This window comes from Pseudomonas sp. K8 (genome assembly GCF_014889455.1).
Taxonomy (GTDB): Bacteria; Pseudomonadota; Gammaproteobacteria; order Pseudomonadales; family Pseudomonadaceae; genus Aquipseudomonas; species Aquipseudomonas veronii.
This window is the reverse complement of record NZ_VJWO01000002.1, coordinates 192,240-208,023: the sequence shown is the minus strand read 5'-3', so window position 1 is coordinate 208,023 and position 15,784 is coordinate 192,240. Positions and strand designations below refer to the sequence as shown.

Sequence of the window (15,784 nt, the reverse complement as noted above, 5' to 3'; positions counted from 1 at the left end):
TCGATAATCGCCCTGAAAACTAACCGGTTCGTACATTTCAATTGCTGCATTAGGCTAGGGGGCGAATAATTTACTGTAAATAACAATTGCCGGGAGTCGCCCCATGCAACGTTCCATCGCCACTGTTTCCTTGAGCGGCACCCTGCCGGAAAAGCTCGAAGCCATTGCCGCCGCCGGGTTTGATGGGGTCGAGATCTTCGAGAACGACCTGTTGTATTACGACGGCAGCCCGCGGGAAGTCAGGCAAATATGCACTGACTTGGGCCTGGCCATCACCTTGTTTCAGCCATTCCGCGACTTTGAAGGCTGCCGCCGCGACCGTCTGGCGCGCAACCTGGAGCGCGCCGAGCGTAAATTCGACCTGATGCACGAGCTGGGCACCGACCTGGTGCTGGTGTGCAGCAACGCCTCGGCCGATTGCGTGGGCGATGAACGTATTCTACTCGATGACCTCAGCCTGCTCGCCGAACACGCCGGCCGCCGTGGCTTGCGCATCGGCTATGAAGCGCTGGCCTGGGGCCGGCATGTGAACACCTGGCAGCAGGTGTGGAACCTGGTGCGTCAGGTCGATCACCCGAGCCTCGGGGTGTTGCTCGACAGCTTCCACACCCTGTCGCTCAAGGGCGACCCGAGCGCCATCGCCGAGATCCCCGGCGACAAGATCTTCTTTGTGCAGATGGCCGACGCACCGATCCTGGCCATGGATGTGCTGGAGTGGAGCCGACACTTCCGTTGCTTCCCCGGCCAAGGCGAATTCGACCTGGCGGGTTTTCTCGCGCCGATCATCAAGAGCGGCTATACCGGGCCGCTGTCCCTGGAAATCTTCAACGACGGCTTCCGCGCCGCGCCAACCCGAGCCAACGCGGCGGACGGCCTGCGCTCGCTGCTCTACCTCGAAGAGAAAACCCGCCAACGCCTGGCGCAGGAACGCCCTGCCGTACCGCTGGATATTCTCTTCGAAACCCCGCCCGCCAGCGAATACGACGGCATCGAGTTCCTTGAGTTTGCCGTGGACGAAGACCTCGGCGCCAAGCTCACCCAATGGCTGGAGCGCCTGGGCTTCGTCAAGGCCGGCCAGCATCGCTCCAAGAGCGTCAGCCTGCTGCGTCAGGGCGATATCAACCTGATCCTCAACTGCGAGCCCTACTCCTTCGCCCACAACTTTTTCGAGGCGCATGGGCCGTCGCTGTGCGCCACCGCGATTCGGGTCAAGGACAGCGCCAAGGCCCTGGAACGGGCGGTGGCCTACAAGGGCCAGCCGTATCGTGGCCTGGTCGGGCCGAATGAACTGGAATTGGCGGCGGTGCGCGCGCCGGACGGTAGCCTGATTTACCTGGTGGACCCAAGCGAAGGCGTATACGACACCGATTTCAATCTGCAACCGGGCGCTGCCACCAGCGGCGGGCTTTTGCGCATCGACCACATGGCGATGGCCTTGCCTGCCGACAGCCTCGACAGCTGGGTGCTGTTCTACAAGAGCTTGCTGGATTTCGAGGCCGATGACGAAGTGGTGCTGCCTGATCCGTATGGCCTGGTGAAAAGCCGTGCGCTGCGCAGCCGTTGCAGCTCGATTCGTTTGCCGCTGAATATTTCCGAAAACCGCAACACCGCGATTTCCCACGCGCTGTCGAGCTATCGCGGCTCGGGTGTGCATCACATTGCCTTCGACTGCGCGGATATTTTCGCCGAAGTACGCCGAGCCAAGGAGGCGGGTGTGCCGCTGCTGGATATCCCGCTCAACTACTACGACGACCTGGCGGCGCGCTTCGATTTCGACGACGAGTTCCTCAGCGAGCTGGCGTACTACAACGTGCTGTACGACCGCGACGCCCAGGGCGGTGAGTTGTTTCATGTGTACACCGAGCCGTTCGAAGGGCGGTTTTTCTTCGAGATCATCCAGCGCAAGCATGGCTACGCCGGCTACGGTGCGGCCAATGTGGCGGTGCGTCTGGCGGCGATGGCCAAGTCGCGCAGTGGTGCGGTACGCCAGGCACGGTTGTGACGGCAGGGCCGGTGCTTCCTTCGGGGAGCGCCGCGGCCCATAATCGCGGCCTGCACAATAAAAAACGGCCGTGAGCGCACCATGACCTTGACTCCCGATCTCTCCGCAGTGTCAGACGCACCGCGCAAGAGTCGCAAGAACAACCCGGAAAAGACCCGCGAAAACATACTGCAAGAAGCCATTGTCGAGTTTGTTCAGCAGGGCCTGTCCGGCGCTCGCGTGGATGCGATCGCCGAGCGTATCCACACCTCCAAACGCATGATCTATTACTACTTCGGCAGCAAGGAGCAGTTGTACGTCGAGGTGCTGGAGAAGCTCTACGGCGATATCCGCAACACCGAATCACGCATGAACCTCACGGCCCTGGAACCGCGCGAAGCGATCAGTCGGCTGGTGGAATTCACCTTCGATCACCACGACCGGAACGTGGATTTCGTGCGTATCGTCTGCATCGAAAATATCCACAATGCCGAGTACGTGAAGCGCTCCGATTCAATCAAGGCGATGAACAGCAACATCCTGGACGCGCTGGGCACGACCTTGCGCCGTGGCGCCGAAATGGGGCTGTTCCGCGAGGGGCTGGAGCCGCTGGACGTTCACCTGCTGATCAACTCATTCTGTTTTTACCGCGTATCCAACCGCCATACGTTCAGTGAGATTTTTCAGATCGAATTGTCGGACGAGGCCGTTAAGCAGCGGCATCGACAGATGATTTGCGAGTCGGTGCTGCGTTACCTGCAAACCTGAGGTTGGCGCGGATTCACGGTGGGAGGGGCAAACACCCTCCCACATTTGGATGCGGTTTCGGCCGTCAGCTGTTCATGCTCTGGAAGTGCGCCAACATTCTGTGTGCATCCGGCACCACGCCACTGAACAATTCGAACGCCTTCACCGCCTGAAATACTGCCATGTTGCCGCCATCCAGGGTGCGGCAACCCAAGGCGCGGGCGTTGCGCAGCAGTTCGGTTTCCAGTGGGAAATACACGATTTCCGCGACCCACAATTGCGCGTGCAGCAAGGCCGGTGGCACGGGCGTGCCGGGCAGTTTGGCCATGCCCATCGGCGTGGTGTTCACTAACCCGTCGGCCTCGGCCATGGCGTTTTCCAGATGAGTGCCGACCTGGGCCCGTCCCGGGCCGAAACAGTGTGCGAGGTTATCCGCCAGGCCCTGGGCACGGCTGGCGTCCACGTCGAAAATGCTCAAGTGCTCAACGCCTTCCGCCAGCAGCGCATGGGCCACCGCCGCGCCTGCGCCGCCGGCGCCCATCTGGACCACGCGTCGCCGAACGACATCCTGCAAGTTGCGCCGGAAACCTTCGGCGAACCCCAGGCAGTCGGTGTTATGGCCGATGCGTTTGCCCGCTTTGAACACCACGGTGTTGACCGCCCCAATGCCCCGGGCCTCGTCGGACAATTCATCGAGTAGAGGCAGGATCGCCTGCTTGCACGGGTAGGTAATGTTCAACCCGGTGAAGTTCATCTGCTCGGCGGCCTGCAGCAGGTCGGGCAGGGCATTGATGTCCAGCTGCAGCGGTTCCAGGTCGATCAGGCGATACAGGTAGCGCAGGCCTTGGGCGTCACCTTCCTGTTCATGCAGGGCGGGCGTGCGGGAGGCCTGGATGCCGGCACCGATCAGGCCGGCGAGGACGCGCGGTTTCATCGGGCTCATCCTTTCACCGTGCGGCTGAAATGTTCCAGGGCCAGGTGATAGCCGTGGCTGCCAAACCCGGCGAGTACCGCCTTGGCGATGGGCGACACGAACGAGTGATGACGAAACGCCTCGCGCGCATGCACGTTGGATAAATGCACCTCGATCACCGGCACTTCACTGGCCACCAGCGCATCGCGAATCGCCACCGAGGTGTGGGTCCAGGCCGCCGGGTTGATCACGATACCGGCGCAACGGGCGCGGGCGCCGTGAATCCAGTCGAGCAATTCGCCTTCGTGGTTGGTTTGGCGAAATTCGATGGTCAGCCCCAGTTGCTCGGCACTGCGGCCACACAGCGCGGCGATGTCGGCCAGGGTTTCATGGCCATAGGTGGCGGGCTCACGGGTGCCGAGCAGGTTGAGGTTGGGGCCGTTGAGCACCAGCACGATGGGCGGCATAAGGGGATCTCCACAGTTATTGTTCGTTGTGCGGATAAAATGTACTGAATGGTTAATTTGGTCAATCGATGGCGGTAGATGTGTTCGATTATCGAACCGTTAATCAGTGAGACCGGGCATTTCCAGGTGCTGCCATGAGTCGTTACAAGACCGTATTCGACGGTTTGCCCGCTGTTACTACGCTGTGAAAAACGCCCTGATCAAGGAGCCGGTTGTCGGGTGATGCATGGAAAAGTGTTACCCGGCGGAAAATAACCTAACGGATGGGTTAAGATGAAAATAGGCACATACAAAGGACATGTGATTGCGGTGTTTCTCAGGGATGAGCATTGCCCGCCTCACGTGCATGTCAGGGGAAAGCAATGGGATGCGCGTTTTCGTTTCAGCTTTCTGGATGGGCGAGTGGAGCTTTGGGATGTAGACCCCGAACGGCGGCGGCCACCCCCCGGGATTCTGGAGGGCATTCGCCAGACGTTGATGCAGCGACACGTCCTGGCTCGTGTACGAAGGATCTGGTGGGAAAAACTGCAAACGGTTTGCCTGGAGAACCATTCCTGGGATTGGGACGCCGACGAGGTGGTGCCGGGGTTGATCATTCGGCGTGGCGTCTATGTGATTGCAAACGCCCGACACGATGTGGCGGGGCAGCGAACCCTTTTGAATCTGGTCAGGGCGCCAGATTGTGTGGAGATTGATCTATGAAAATCGTAAAAGCCAAAACTTTGCCCGATGTACCGATCACTGAGGCCGATATCGATAAGGCCATAGTGCGGGGGCGCAAACTGAAGCGTGTGTACGCCAATGCCTGCTCGGTGCGTTACGAGGATGACTGCATCTCCATCGGCTTCAGCGATGGCAGTCGCATCATGTTGCCGGTGGCCGGTCTTCCGGAGTTCGGAGGGTTTTCCGCGCAGGACCTCGAGCAATTGGAGGTCGGCTTTGGCGGCAAGGCGCTGTGCTGTGAAGCCCGCGACCTGCATGTTTCCATCACCGGCCTGATTGCGACCAGCCAGCCCTTGATGGATCTGGCCGTGAGCCTGGTGGCGTCGCACAACGGCCGCAAAAGCAGCGCGGCCAAATCCGCCGCCGCCCGAGCCAATGGCAAGAAGGGCGGTCGGCCGCGCAAGGAGCCGTAAGGGAGGTTATCGACGGGTCAACAGCACCCCGGACTCCATATGGTGCGTCCATGGGAACTGGTCGAACATCGCGCATTGGGTAATCCGGTGCGTGTCATGCAGTTGCGCAATGTTCGCCGCCAGGGTTTCCGGGTTGCAGGAGATGTAGAGGATGTTGTCGAAGCGCCGGGTCAGTTCGCAGGTGTCCGGGTCCATGCCGGCGCGCGGCGGGTCGACGAAGACGCTGCCGAATTCGTAGCTTTTCAGGTCGATGCCGTGCAGGCGTCGGAACGGGCGCACGTCGTTCAGCGCTTCGGTGAGTTCTTCGGCGGAGAGGCGCACCAGGGTGACGTTATCCACTGCGTTTTCATCGAGGTTGCTCAGGGCTGCGTTCACCGAGGTCTTGCTGATTTCGGTGGCGAGCACGTTGCGCACGCGGGTGGCCAGCGGCAGGGTGAAGTTGCCGTTGCCGCAGTACAGCTCCAGCAGATCGTCCGGGCGATCGCCGAGTGCGTCGTATGCCCAGTTGAGCATCTTCTGGTTCACCGTGCCGTTGGGCTGGGTGAAGGCGCCTTCGGGTTGGCGATAGCTGAAGGTGCGGCCACCGACGTCGAGTTTTTCCACCACGTAGTCATGGCCGATCACATCGCGTTTGCCCTTGGAGCGGCCGATGATGCTCACGTTCAAGTCGGCGGCCAGCTGGTTCGCGGCGGTGTGCCAGTGCTCGTCCAGCGGGCGGTGATAGCACAGGGTGATCATCGCGTCGCCGGCCAGGGTGGTCAGGAACTCCACCTGGAACAGCTTGTGGCTCAGGGCGGCGCTGGCTTGCCAGGCGGCCTTGAGCTGCGGCATCAACTGGTTGATGCGCTGGCTGGCGATGGGGAACTCGTCGATCAGGATCGGCGTGCGCTTGTCGTCCTGGGAGAACATTGCGTAGTGGCGTTCCCCTGCTTCGCGCCACAGGCGGAACTCCGCGCGCAGGCGGAAGTTCTGCAGGGGCGAGTCGAAGACCTGAGGCTGTGGTGCGTCGAACGGTGCCAGCAGGTCACGCAAGCGCGTGACCTTGTCTTGCAGTTGAACGGTGTAGCTTGCGGCGTCAAAAGTCATGCGTTGAACCAGCCCAGCTTGATCACAAACAGAATCGACAGAATCACCAGCGCCGGGTTCAGCTCACGGTAGCGGCCCGAAAGCAGCTTGATGGCGGTCCAGGCGATGAAACCGAAGGCGATGCCGTTGGCGATGGAGTAAGTGAAGGGCATCGCCAGGGCGGTGATCACCACCGGCGCTGCAACAGTGATGTCATCCCAGTCGATTTCCGCCAGGCCCGAGGTCATCAGCACGGCCACGAACAGCAACGCCGGAGCGGTGGCGAAGGCCGGTACGCTGGAGGCCAGTGGCGAGAAGAACAGCGCCAGCAGGAACAGGATCGCGACCACGACCGCGGTCAAACCGGTGCGGCCACCGGCACTCACGCCCGCGGCGGATTCGATGTAGCTGGTGGTGGTCGAGGTGCCCAGCAGCGAACCGGCCATGGCGGCGGTGCTGTCGGCGATCAGCGCACGGCCCATTTTCGGCATGTGGCCATCCTTGTCCATCAACCCGGCGCGCTTGGCCACGCCGATCAGGGTGCCGGAGTTGTCGAACAGGTCGACGAACAGGAACGCGAAGATCACGCTGACCAGGCCGATGTCCAGCGCGCCCTTGATATCCAGCTGCAGGAAGGTCGGGGCCAGGGACGGTGGCATCGAGGTCACGCCGCCGAACGGGGTCACGCCGAGCAGAATGGAGACAATGGTCACCGCCAGGATGCCGATCAGCACCGCGCCGCGTACCGCCAGGGCTTCCAGCGCGACGATCAGCGCGAAACCGAGGGCGGCGAGGATCGGCGCCGGTTGTTTCAGGTCGCCCAGGCCGACCATAGTGGCCGAGTTGCTCACCACGATCCCGGCGTTGTGCAGGGCGATCAGCGCCAGGAACAGGCCGATACCGGCAGCAATCGCCGAGCGCAGGGGCAGGGGGATGCTGTTGATGATCCATTCACGGATGCGGAAGATCGACAGCATGAAGAACAGCACCGCCGAAATGAACACCGCCCCCAGCGCCACTTGCCAGGTATGGCCCATGTGCAGGACCACGGTGTAGGTAAAGAAGGCATTGAGGCCCATGCCCGGCGCCAGCGCGATCGGGTAGTTGGCGATCAAGCCCATCACGGTCGAACCGATGGCCGCTGCCAGGCAGGTGGCGACGAACACTGCGCCCTTGTCCATGCCGGTTTCGCCGAGGATGCTCGGGTTCACGAACAAAATGTAGGCCATGGCCAGGAATGTCGTGATGCCCGCGAGGATCTCGGTTCGCACGTTCGTGTTGTGTGCTTTGAGTTGAAACAGCTTTTCCAGCATGCCTGCTCCCTGTGACGCTATGTTGCGTCGTTATTTGTTGACCTCTAAGTCAAAGCACAAATTGCGCCAAGCGCCTGTGGTTTCAGAGAGGATCGGAAAAAGCGGCGCATCATACCAGCAGCCGAGGCCGTGTGGCGCACGGGCTTGGCTTTGTGGCGCATGGCTGTGAATCATGGCCTTGAGGCATACTGCGCCGATGTTCAATTCAGGGTCATCGACAGCATGAAAAAAGCCAACCGGTGGAGTCTAGCTCTGATCGCTTGTATCAGCGCGTGGTTAGGTGCGGCACCGGCGTGGGGCGCGACTGCACCGGCCTTGAGCGAGGTGCGGGTGTTCAAGGTCGAGTCGGCCGGGTGTGTGGAAACGATTCCGGAGCGCTCCCAGAGCACACAGATGTGTACGCACCGTGGGCCTACCCAGGTGTCGGTGATGGAGGTTGGCCTGGGCAACAATCCGATGGGGCGCTTCAATGGCGCGGTACTCAACGGGCAACGCACTGCGGTGTGTCAGGTAGGCAACGTCAGCCAGGCCTGCAATGGCGCGGGCACGTTGATGGGCTACATCTATGTGTTCGACCTGAATGTCGAAGCCCAAGGCTGGTTCGAATACAGCAACACGTCGATCAACGCGCCGCGAAATACCTTGAATACCCAGCTCAATATCCGCTGATCAATGGCCCTGAACGTCACGGATATCCGCACCGGCTGGTGGTGAGGTTCAGCCCTTGGCTTCGTCCAGCGGCACATGCATGCGGTCGCGGTGAGCCAGGGTCGGGAACAGTTTGATCCACGTCCCGGTCACCACCAACGTGCCGATCCCGCCCATGACCACGGCGGGCACGGTGCCGAACCAGTGGGCGGTGATCCCGGATTCGAACTCGCCCAGTTGATTCGACGCGCCGATAAACAGGCCGTTGACCGCACTGACCCGCCCGCGCATGTCGTCCGGGGTTTCCAATTGCACGAAGGATGCGCGGATCACCATGCTGATCATGTCGGCCGCGCCCAGCACCACCAGCACCGCCAGGGAAAACCAGAACGAGGTGGACAGGCCGAAAGCGATGGTCGCCACCCCGAACACCCCGACGGCGGTAAACATCACACGGCCCACATGTCGGTCGACCGAGAAGCGCGCCAGCCACAACGACATCAACAGCGCGCCCACCGCCGGCGCCGAACGCAGCAGGCCCAGGCCCCAGGCGCCGGTCAGCAGGATGTCCTTGGCGAACACCGGCAGCAACGCGGTGGCACCGCCGAGCAGCACGGCGAACAGGTCGAGGGAAATCGCTCCGAGGATGTCCGGGCGGCTGCGGATAAAGCGAATCCCGGCCAGCAGCGAGTCCATCGTGGCCTTGGCCTTGTTCAGCGGCGTCTGGCGCGCGGGCAGGTTGAGGGTCAGCGTGCAGGCAATGAGGTACAGCACCACGGTCGGGCCATACACCCACACGCTGCCGAACGCATAGAGCAAACCGCCGAGGGCCGGGGCGACGATGGTTGCCAGTTGCTGGGCCGATTGCGACGAGGCCACGGCGCGCGGGAACAGCGTGCTGGGCACGATGCTCGGGAGCAGCGCTTGGGTGGTGGGCATTTCAAAGGAGCGCGCGGCGCCGAGCAGGAAGGCGAGGATAAAGATCATCTCGCGGGTCACATTGCCGGTCAGGCCGCCAATGGCCAGGGACACGGCAATCAGCGCCTGCACGGTCTGACAGATAGCCGCCACCTTGCGCCGATCATAGCGGTCGGCCACATGCCCGGTGTGCAGCATGAACAGCACGCGGGGAACGAATTCCACCAGGCCAACCAGGCCCAGATCCAGCACGTTGCCGGTCAGTTGATAGAGGTTCCAGCCGATGGCCACGGTGAGCATTTGGAAGCCGCTGGCGGTGAAGATCCGCGCCAGCCAGAACGCGATGAAAGGGCGGTGGTGACGCAACAGCAACGCGGGTTCATTGGGCATCGGGAGTTCGGGCCAGCGCGGTAGGGAAGCCCGAGATTAGCATCAAGCTGTAACAAACAGTTGCAGAAACTGCGCTGAGGCAAGCTGTCACGCGGCAAAAGACCACACAAGCCAATTACCAAAATGGGACTACTCTTTTGACTGTGATTGATCCAGATCAAAGCTATTTCAGGATTTGTTCTGGCGGCCGCAAGGCCTGACTCCCTACGTGGTTGGTAAAAAAAGAAACGAATTGAAATTCGCCACACTCCATATCCGTGGGGGCAGTGGATGCGGCCTCCAGCCAGCATTCGGTATTACCTGACAGAGGAAGACTTATGTTCGGTTTGGAGGCGCTAGATCTCGCCCGAATTCAGTTCGCGTTTACTATCTCGTTCCACATCCTGTTCCCGGCGATCACCATCGGCCTTGCGAGTTACCTTGCGGTGCTGGAAGGCTTGTGGCTCAAGACCCATAACGATACCTACCGTGACCTCTACCATTTCTGGTCGAAGGTCTTTGCCGTCAACTTCGGCATGGGTGTGGTCTCTGGCTTGGTCATGGCGTACCAGTTCGGCACCAACTGGAGCCGCTTCTCGGACTTCGCCGGCTCCGTCACCGGGCCGCTGCTGACGTATGAAGTGCTCACGGCCTTCTTCCTCGAGGCCGGTTTCCTCGGCGTGATGCTGTTCGGCTGGAACAAGGTGGGGCGCAAGCTGCACTTTTTCGCGACCGTGATGGTGGCCGTCGGCACGCTGATTTCGACCTTCTGGATTCTCGCCTCCAACAGTTGGATGCAGACTCCCCAGGGCTTTGAAATCATCGACGGCCGCGTGATCCCCACGGACTGGCTGGCCGTGATCTTCAACCCCTCGTTCCCCTACCGCCTGATGCACATGGCCACGGCGGCGTTTGTGGCGACGGCGTTCTTCGTCGGTTCTTCGGCGGCCTGGCATTTGCTGCGCGGCAAGGATAACCCGGCGATCCGCAAGATGCTGTCGATGGCCATGTGGATGGCGCTGATCGTCGCGCCGATCCAGGCAGTGATCGGTGACTTCCACGGCCTCAACACCCTGCAGCACCAGCCGGCGAAAATCGCCGCGATCGAAGGCCACTGGGAAAACATCGGCAACGAGCCGACGCCGCTGATCCTGTTCGGCTGGCCCGACATGAAGGCGGAAAAAACCAAGTACGCGGTGGAAATTCCCTACCTCGGCAGCCTGATCCTGACCCATTCCCTGGACAAACAGGTACCGGCGCTCAAGGAGTTCCCGCCTGAGGATCGCCCCAACTCGACCATCGTGTTCTGGTCGTTCCGGGTCATGGTCGGCCTGGGTTTCCTGATGATCTTCACCGGCCTGTTCAGCCTTTGGCTGCGTCGGGGCGGCAAGATGTATACGTCCCGGCCGTTCCTGTACCTGGCGTTGTGGATGGGCCCGTCCGGCTTGATCGCGATTCTCGCCGGTTGGTTCACCACCGAGATCGGCCGCCAGCCGTGGGTGGTCTATGGGCTGATGCGGACTGCGGATGCGTCCTCCGGGCATAGCCTGGCGCAGATGAGCATCACCCTGGTGCTGTTCGTGGTGGTGTACTTCGCGCTGTTCGGCGCCGGTTTGGGCTACATGATGCGCCTGGTGCGCAAAGGCCCGGTGGCCCACGACGGCATCGAGCCAACCCACGGTGGCCCAGGCCAGAAACGCACACCGGCGCGGCCGTTGTCGGCGGCCGATGACGGCAGCGATGACGATCACGTCGACCTCCAGCATAAGGGGCATTGAGATGGGTATTGATCTTCCGCTGATCTGGGCCGTGATCATCATCTTCGGCATCATGATGTACGTGGTCATGGACGGTTTCGACCTGGGCATCGGCATCCTCTTTCCGTTCATCCCCGGCAAGACCGACCGTGACGTAATGATGAACACCGTCGCCCCGGTCTGGGACGGTAACGAAACCTGGCTGGTACTGGGCGGCGCGGCATTGTTCGGCGCGTTCCCGCTGGCCTATTCGGTCGTGCTGTCGGCCTTGTACCTGCCGTTGATGCTGATGCTCATCGGGCTGATCTTTCGCGGCGTGGCCTTTGAGTTCCGCTTCAAGGCCAAGGACCACAAGCGTCACCTGTGGGACAAGGCGTTCATCGGCGGGTCGCTGGCGGCCACGTTCTTCCAGGGCGTCGCGTTGGGTGCGTTCATCGACGGCATCCCGGTGGTCGATCGCCAGTTTGCCGGTGGCTCACTGGATTGGGCGACGCCGTTCACGATGTTCTGCGGCGTGGCGCTGATCGTGGCCTACGCGTTGCTCGGTTGCACCTGGCTGATCATGAAGACCGAAGGCAAGTTGCAAGAGCAGATGCACAACCTGGCGCGGCCCTTGGCCTTCGTGGTGCTGGCGGTGATCGGTATCGTGAGTATCTGGACACCGCTGTCGCACCCGGAAATCGCCTCGCGCTGGTTCACTCTGCCGAACCTGTTCTGGTTCCTGCCGGTGCCGATCCTGGTGCTGGTGACCATGTACGGGCTGATCCGCGCCGTGGCGCGCAACGCGCACTACACGCCGTTCCTGCTGACGCTGGTGCTGATCTTCCTCGGCTACAGCGGCCTGGGGATCAGCCTGTGGCCGAACATCATCCCGCCGTCGGTATCGATCTGGGACGCTGCCGCGCCGCCGCAAAGCCAGGGCTTCATGCTGGTGGGCACGTTGTTCATCATCCCGTTCATCCTGGGCTACACCTTCTGGAGCTACTACGTGTTCCGCGGCAAGGTCACCCATGAAGACGGTTATCACTAGGAGGGTCGTTTCATGTCCGGCAAACCTTCGTTGCACGAGATTGAACAGGCTGAGAAGCAACCGCTGTGGCGGCGCCTTGGTTGGTTGGCGATGATCTGGAGCGGCAGCGTGCTGGCCCTGTTCATCGTGGCCAGCCTGATGCGCCTGTTCATGAGCGCGGCCGGCCTGACCACGCACTGACATCCCATCCCGTTGCCTTGCGGCACGGTTTTTGACCCTGCCCCTCTTTGGAGGGGCGGGGTCTTTTTTTATTTGCGCGCTTTGAGAATGACGAATTTGGGCGTGGCGGCCACTTGCTCGACGCCCCGGAACAGCCGCGCCAACTTGCTGTGATAACCCAGGTGACGGTTGCCGACTATATAGAGGGCGCCGCCGACCACCAACGCTTCGCGCGCCTGCTGGAACATGCGCCAGGCGAGGAAGTCGCCGACCACCTGTTGCTGGTGGAACGGTGGATTGCACAGCACCACATCCAACGATTGCGGTGCCTGCCCGGCCAGGCCATCGTCGGCGCGGACGATGACCTCGCGATCACCCAGGGCCGCTTGCCAGTTCTCGGCGGCCGATTGCACGGCCATGTAGGACTCGTCCACCAAGGTGTAATGCGCGTCCGGGTTCTGCAGGGCGCTGGCAATCGCCAGTACGCCATTGCCGCAACCCAGGTCGGCGACTCGCGCACTGCCAAGGCCCGTGGGCAAGTGTGGCAGGAAGGCGCGGGTGCCGATGTCCAGGCTTTCGCGGCAGAACACGTTGGCGTGGTTGAGCAGGGCGATGGCTGGAGTGTCCAAGGCGTAACGGGTGGGGTAGGGCGAGACGGCGGCCGGGCGCTCCCCAACGGTGGCGATCAACAGCCGCGCCTTTTTGACCGCGAGGGACGCGTGCATCGGCCCGATGTACTGCTCCAGCAATTCACCGGCGGCCCGTGGCAGATGCTTGACCATCGCTGCGGCGACAACTTCGGCGCCTGGCGCCAGTTGGCCCTGCAGGCGGATCAACTGTTCTTCGAGCAGCGCCAGGGTTTTCGGCACGCGGATCAGCACCCGGTCGAATGGCCCGACAGGCACTTGGCTGGCGGGGATGAACGACACCGCATCGAACGCCTTGCCGTTGCGCAGCAGGTTTTTTCCCAGGCCTTGGGCGGCGAGAAACGAGTCGCCGCTGGATGTCACCTGCACATGGCCCTCAAGGCTGGCGGCCAATGCGCCAAAGCTATCGTTAAGCACCAGCACGCGAGTTGCGGCGTTCGGTTGCTGTTCGGCCAGGTAGCTGAGCAGATACTCGTCGGCGGCGTCGAAGGCCTGCAGCGGATCATTGTGCTGCTCGGGTTGGCGGATCAGATCGAGCTGGGCGAACGGGCTTTCGAGCAGGGGCATGGCGGGGGAGGCTCTGGGTAATCGATGGGTGTTCGGCAGGCGCTGTGGCGGCCGGCGGAACCGTCTGAGTGAACTACGAGGCGGCACCGAGGGGCTGCGTCAACACTCAGAGTTGGCCGTAAATGTTACTTTTTTTTTGGAGTGATTACATGCGGTGTTTCAAAGCGGGTTAAAACAAGCCTGCTTTCGAGGCACAGAGCACCGCAGCGATTTTGTTATTGACGCCCATTTTGGTGAAGATGCTTTTGAGATGAAAACCAATGGTGCGTTCCGACAGGCACAGTATGGCGGCGATATCGGCAGCCGTTTTGCCCAGGGCTGACCATTTGAGGATTTCTGTCTCCCGTGGTGTCAATTTGCAGGCCGAAGGCGCGTTGGGCTTGTCGGCATATTTCTGTGCGACCACCGCATGCATCGCATGACAGAGCCACAATACCTGGCCGGCCTTTTCGTACAGCTCTTCCGGGCTGACCTCGCCCTTGCTGCGTCCCAGGGTCAGCATGCTGAACACGCCCTGGAAATCGTGGACCGCCTGGGTCCACCCCAGATGCACGCCAGAGGACCGGGCCAGTTCCCACAAATTCGGCGCGGCGCCGAACACTTTTTCCTCCCAGACGATCGGTAATACGCAACGTTTGCAGTGGGTGACAACCGGGTCTACGTCGAAAAAGTGGGCCTGGTCGTACAGGGAGTTCCATTCATTTGGGTAGTTGTTGAGGCAAATCGGTTTGCATGGGTGTGTGGGTCGCTGTGAACTCATCGTGAAGGAACAGAATTGGAAGCCAAGCTCGTAGGTTTTGTTGATTACCATTTCAAATACACTGGTGATCTTGTCCTCGCCTTCCAGTTTAGGGAGTCGTGTATTGCGCCAGTTGACCATCGGAAGCTCTCCATGGAGTTCTTTGTGACTTGGGTACGTCCTGGCCCCCAATGTTGCACGCAAATTAGTGTAGGACACGGACTACACTTGTAGCGGAAGTTTTCGTTCTTGTTCGTCGTGTTCTAAGACTCTTTAAGCAGGTGTGCAACTTCCGTCCGCAACTTTTTGCGAAGTTTTGCCCTTTTTTAGTGGGTTTTAGCGTCTGTTATGCGTCACTGACAATCGCACTATGGGGCGATGTTGTGATGTGTCTTGGACTAATAGCCAAATGTTTAGTAGTGCAATTAAATAGCCATCAACTTGTGGGGTTTTTGCTCTATTCACAATGCCACTACCGACTACGGGTGTTTCCGCACGTGACTTTGGGGGACACTAGGGCACCTGTAGAACGGAGCTCCCCATGACGGCCAGTGCTGAGAAATTTACCCGCCAGACCCTGCTCGACGTGCAATCGCTGACCCCCAGCCTCTTCACCCTGCGCACCACCCGTGACCCGGGCTTTCGGTTCACCGCCGGCCAGTTCGTGCGCCTGGGGGTGACCAAGGCCGATGGCAGCACGGTATGGCGCGCGTACTCCGTGGTGTCGTCGCCGTTTGATGAGTACCTGGATTTTTTCTCGATCGTGGTGCCCGGTGGCGAGTTCACCAGCGAGCTGAGCCGTCTGCGCGTCGGCGATACGTTGATGGTCGAGCGTCAGGCCACAGGCTTCCTGACCCTGAACCGGTTTGTCGACGGTCGTGACTTATGGTTGCTGGGCACCGGCACCGGAGTGGCGCCGTTCCTGTCGATCCTGCAGGACTTCGAGGTCTGGGAAAAATTCGAGCGCATCATCCTCGTGTACAGCGCCCGGGAAGCCAGGGAGCTGGCCTATCAGTCGCTGATCCAGGGGCTGGCTCAGCGTGAGTACCTGGCCGAGTACGCCCACAAGCTGACCTATCTGCCGCTGGTCACCCGCGAGCAGCACCCCGGCGCCCTGCACGGGCGCATTACCACCCTGATCGCGAATGGCGAGCTGGAGCGCGCAGCCGGCGTCGCGCTGACCCCAGAGCATTCGCGCGTGATGATTTGCGGCAACCCGCAGATGATCGACGACACCCGTCAGTTGCTCAAACAACGCGATATGCAATTGAGCCTGTCCCGGCGCCCCGGCCAGGTGGCGGTGGAGAACTACTGGTAACAAAAAAGGC

General features: G+C 61.1%; 16 protein-coding genes. 9 read left to right on the top strand and 7 right to left on the bottom strand.

All coding sequences use genetic code 11. The annotated features are described in order from the left end of the window. The first annotated feature begins 103 nt into the window (after positions 1 to 103). Both quiC and INT12_RS02325 read left to right on the top strand, forming a co-directional pair. On the top strand, positions 104 to 2,002 hold the full coding sequence (gene quiC, locus INT12_RS02330; protein WP_017848291.1) for a 3-dehydroshikimate dehydratase QuiC: 1,899 nt from the start codon (positions 104 to 106) through the stop codon (positions 2,000 to 2,002). Positions 2,003 to 2,083: 81 nt separating this feature from the next. Then, positions 2,084 to 2,749, top strand: a complete 666-nt coding sequence (locus INT12_RS02325) for a TetR/AcrR family transcriptional regulator (protein WP_017848290.1) — start codon at positions 2,084 to 2,086, stop codon at positions 2,747 to 2,749. Between the two features lie 64 nt (positions 2,750 to 2,813). Here the strand turns inward: INT12_RS02325 and INT12_RS02320 are convergent, their stop codons facing one another. Further along, the gene (locus INT12_RS02320; RefSeq protein WP_193040356.1) at positions 2,814 to 3,662 is read right to left on the bottom strand and encodes a shikimate dehydrogenase; all 849 of its coding nucleotides are present in this window, start codon (positions 3,660 to 3,662) and stop codon (positions 2,814 to 2,816) included. 5 nt (positions 3,663 to 3,667) lie between these two features. Then, positions 3,668 to 4,108, bottom strand: coding sequence for a type II 3-dehydroquinate dehydratase (gene aroQ, locus INT12_RS02315; RefSeq protein WP_102616974.1), 441 nt, complete (start codon positions 4,106 to 4,108; stop codon positions 3,668 to 3,670). Positions 4,109 to 4,381: 273 nt separating this feature from the next. Between aroQ and INT12_RS02310 the strand changes: the two genes are divergently transcribed. Together INT12_RS02310 and INT12_RS02305 are read left to right on the top strand one after the other, a co-directional pair. Then, on the top strand, positions 4,382 to 4,810 hold the full coding sequence (locus tag INT12_RS02310; protein ID WP_193040357.1) for a DUF4160 domain-containing protein: 429 nt from the start codon (positions 4,382 to 4,384) through the stop codon (positions 4,808 to 4,810). Further along, a complete protein-coding gene (locus tag INT12_RS02305) occupies positions 4,807 to 5,244 on the top strand; it encodes a DUF2442 domain-containing protein (protein WP_169883837.1) in 438 nt (145 codons plus the stop codon). Before INT12_RS02310 ends, INT12_RS02305 begins: the two co-directional genes overlap by 4 nt. A gap of 6 nt (positions 5,245 to 5,250) precedes the next feature. Here the strand turns inward: INT12_RS02305 and trmA are convergent, their stop codons facing one another. Beyond that, positions 5,251 to 6,330, bottom strand: a complete 1,080-nt coding sequence (gene trmA, locus INT12_RS02300) for a tRNA (uridine(54)-C5)-methyltransferase TrmA (protein ID WP_046381974.1) — start codon at positions 6,328 to 6,330, stop codon at positions 5,251 to 5,253. Then, the gene (locus INT12_RS02295) at positions 6,327 to 7,622 is read right to left on the bottom strand and encodes an NCS2 family permease (RefSeq protein ID WP_017848284.1); all 1,296 of its coding nucleotides are present in this window, start codon (positions 7,620 to 7,622) and stop codon (positions 6,327 to 6,329) included. The genes trmA and INT12_RS02295 overlap by 4 nt, the downstream gene beginning before the upstream one ends. A gap of 222 nt (positions 7,623 to 7,844) precedes the next feature. Between INT12_RS02295 and INT12_RS02290 the strand changes: the two genes are divergently transcribed. Continuing rightward, positions 7,845 to 8,291, top strand: coding sequence for a DUF4879 domain-containing protein (locus tag INT12_RS02290; RefSeq protein WP_046482566.1), 447 nt, complete (start codon positions 7,845 to 7,847; stop codon positions 8,289 to 8,291). 48 nt (positions 8,292 to 8,339) lie between these two features. On the opposite strand, the gene INT12_RS02285 is transcribed toward INT12_RS02290, so the two are convergent. Then, complete coding sequence (locus INT12_RS02285; protein WP_017848282.1) at positions 8,340 to 9,578, bottom strand: MFS transporter; 1,239 nt, start codon at positions 9,576 to 9,578, stop codon at positions 8,340 to 8,342. 317 nt (positions 9,579 to 9,895) lie between these two features. Here INT12_RS02285 and INT12_RS02280 point away from each other — a divergent pair, with 317 nt between their 5' ends. The 3 genes from INT12_RS02280 to INT12_RS02270 are packed head-to-tail and all read left to right on the top strand — an operon-like array spanning position 9,896 to position 12,524. Beyond that, positions 9,896 to 11,335, top strand: coding sequence for a cytochrome ubiquinol oxidase subunit I (locus INT12_RS02280; RefSeq protein WP_017848281.1), 1,440 nt, complete (start codon positions 9,896 to 9,898; stop codon positions 11,333 to 11,335). A gap of 1 nt (position 11,336) precedes the next feature. Further along, complete coding sequence (gene cydB, locus INT12_RS02275) at positions 11,337 to 12,344, top strand: cytochrome d ubiquinol oxidase subunit II (protein WP_017848280.1); 1,008 nt, start codon at positions 11,337 to 11,339, stop codon at positions 12,342 to 12,344. 12 nt (positions 12,345 to 12,356) lie between these two features. Continuing rightward, a complete protein-coding gene (locus INT12_RS02270) occupies positions 12,357 to 12,524 on the top strand; it encodes a DUF2474 domain-containing protein (protein WP_017848279.1) in 168 nt (55 codons plus the stop codon). Positions 12,525 to 12,592: 68 nt separating this feature from the next. On the opposite strand, the gene INT12_RS02265 is transcribed toward INT12_RS02270, so the two are convergent. Then, a complete protein-coding gene (locus INT12_RS02265; protein ID WP_193040358.1) occupies positions 12,593 to 13,717 on the bottom strand; it encodes a methyltransferase in 1,125 nt (374 codons plus the stop codon). Positions 13,718 to 13,886: 169 nt separating this feature from the next. Further along, positions 13,887 to 14,597, bottom strand: coding sequence for a helix-turn-helix transcriptional regulator (locus INT12_RS02260; RefSeq protein ID WP_046381979.1), 711 nt, complete (start codon positions 14,595 to 14,597; stop codon positions 13,887 to 13,889). Between the two features lie 400 nt (positions 14,598 to 14,997). On the opposite strand from INT12_RS02260, the gene INT12_RS02255 reads away from it, so the two are divergent. After that, a complete protein-coding gene (locus INT12_RS02255; protein ID WP_046381980.1) occupies positions 14,998 to 15,774 on the top strand; it encodes a ferredoxin--NADP reductase in 777 nt (258 codons plus the stop codon). Positions 15,775 to 15,784 lie beyond the last annotated feature (10 nt).